The sequence below is a fragment of the Spirosoma daeguense genome (genome assembly GCF_054776875.1).
The window spans coordinates 1-2,000 of sequence record NZ_BAAHBF010000024.1 but is presented as its reverse complement, the minus strand read 5'-3'; the positions used below and the strand labels follow the sequence as shown (position 1 = coordinate 2,000).

Below are 2,000 nucleotides of genomic sequence, written 5' to 3'. Positions count from 1 at the left end.
ACCGCTCTGTCACGGGACGTGCCCCCTGTCGCACAGAAGCCCACCACTACGTTATTGGCTATTTGGCACCACCCAACACCCATGAGGGTTGATGGATGAGAACGATACGTTACTGAATTGCAACAACTGCCAACCTTTACTCCCTCATTTGGTTGGGCTGCAAACCCGACCTCGGGACGAGCATCCTGTCACCCAAAACGCCGGATAATTAGACAGATTCTCCATCAAGTAACAATTTGATAAGATAGCCTTCCCATAATAGGCCAATTAGTAATGCTGTTAAAGGAAATATTTTCTTAGACTCAGATTTATAAACAAAAAGAGCATACCCGATTAAGGCAGGCCCTGAGAACAAAATAGCAAACATACCCATAAGCCCACCCAAAAAGGGAATAGACCCTATATTTGCAAAAACAACAAATTGAAACCAGGCAATTGATAAAACTAAAGCAAAAAAGATGATTCTTGACGGTTTTACTTTGTTCATCATTGCTACTTGTCAGTCTGTTTGTTACTTACTTATTCGCAACTCTAAATAATTAGGCGTTTCCTTTGTCGACCGAAACCCGACTGACGAGCCAAAACTACTCTGTCGCGGGACGATTGCCCTGTCGCAGGAAACCCGACCACTACGTTGTTTTCAGTCTGTTCGCATCACCCAACGACCACAGGGGCTGATAGATGATGACACAACGTCCCTGAACAACTACAACTTGCAACCTTTACACCCCTGTTTGGTTGGGCTGCCCCACTTGCCCTCGGGACGTGCGTCCTGTCGACGGAAAGCCTGCCCAACACGGAGCGAAAGCTATGCCTCTCCGTTGACACTAAAATTAAATACAACCTCCCTTGTCAGATTAACAGAGATGGCAAAAAAACAACTACCCCCATCATGAACCCGGATCGGATGTTTGCGCCAATCATACTTTGGGGTCTGATAGTTGTCCACTTCACACATACAGTAAAAAAACAGAATCTTCTCGCCCTCACTGTTCAACTCCGGTGTACACTGCTTATAGTACTGCTCAAAATTGAGTAAATCGTAATGATACCGAAGACTGTCGGGCTCAAAATATCTGTCCGCATTTTTAGCCGCTTGTTCGGCATTGTAAATGGCTAACCGTTTCAGAATTAGCCGATGCGCCAATGCCAACTCGGCTTGAGTTGGTTCAAAGGGAATAGGTTTATACCGAAGTACGGCTAAGCGGGTTGGTACAGTGTCAGCTTCTTTTTTTGTTGATTCGCAAGCTGCTAACAATACTAGAAATAGTACGATACGGTTCATAAACTTACCTAAGCGGGGCGTTTCCTGTGTCGCACGAAAGATGACTAACAAGCCTAATTTCCATAACGAGACGTTTCTCGTGTCAACCGAAGCCGACTAACGAACCCAAAAACTTTCCTGTCGGTACGTGCATACTGTCGCACGCAAGCCTGCAAAAGAGCCCAGCTTGTTGGCTACACCCAACGACCATGAGGGTTGATGGCTGAGCACGCTACGTGCCTGAACACAAGCCACTTCCAACCTTTACACCCTCATTTGGTTGGGCTGCAAACCCGCCCTCGGGACGGGCTCCCTGTCACCAGACAGGGAAGCAGCGCGGAGCGAATCAAAAACGCACGCAACTGCTTAAAGACCAGCGCGAAGCCCTTTTACTACGTTGCTGCTGAGCGCGAAGCCGTTTTTACTACGTTTCTGACCTGCGCGAAGCCGTTTCACTACGTTGTCACGGGGCGATTGCCCTGTCGCCAGCTACGTGGCACACTCGCTTTTGTCAACTTGCCTAACTAGGGTGATTCTCGTGTCGACAGAAACCCGACTGACGAGCCAAAACCGCCCTGTCACGGGACGATTACCCTGTCGCCCGAAGCCCGAACGCTACGTTGTTTTGACGACGCTACGTCCGTTTTGACTGTTCTTTCCACCCAACGACCATGAGGGTTGATGGATGAGGAGACCACTAAAGATAACAACCACAGCGTCAACCTTTACACCCTCA

The 2,000-nt window shown here is 48.2% G+C and carries 3 protein-coding genes; 1 reads left to right on the top strand and 2 read right to left on the bottom strand.

Annotation, left to right across the window (positions count from 1 at the left end):
- Window positions 1-208: 208 nt before the first annotated feature.
- Both ACYVD4_RS31925 and ACYVD4_RS31920 read right to left on the bottom strand, forming a co-directional pair.
- Window positions 209-490, bottom strand: a complete 282-nt coding sequence (locus tag ACYVD4_RS31925; RefSeq protein WP_460952503.1) for a hypothetical protein — start codon at window positions 488-490, stop codon at window positions 209-211.
- 318 nt (window positions 491-808) lie between these two features.
- Window positions 809-1,285, bottom strand: coding sequence for a hypothetical protein (locus tag ACYVD4_RS31920; protein WP_460952501.1), 477 nt, complete (start codon window positions 1,283-1,285; stop codon window positions 809-811).
- 198 nt (window positions 1,286-1,483) lie between these two features.
- Between ACYVD4_RS31920 and ACYVD4_RS31915 the strand changes: the two genes are divergently transcribed.
- Window positions 1,484-1,792 (top strand): hypothetical protein, encoded by a 309-nt coding sequence (locus ACYVD4_RS31915; RefSeq protein WP_460952499.1) that lies wholly within the window; start codon window positions 1,484-1,486, stop codon window positions 1,790-1,792.
- The last annotated feature ends 208 nt before the right edge of the window (window positions 1,793-2,000 follow it).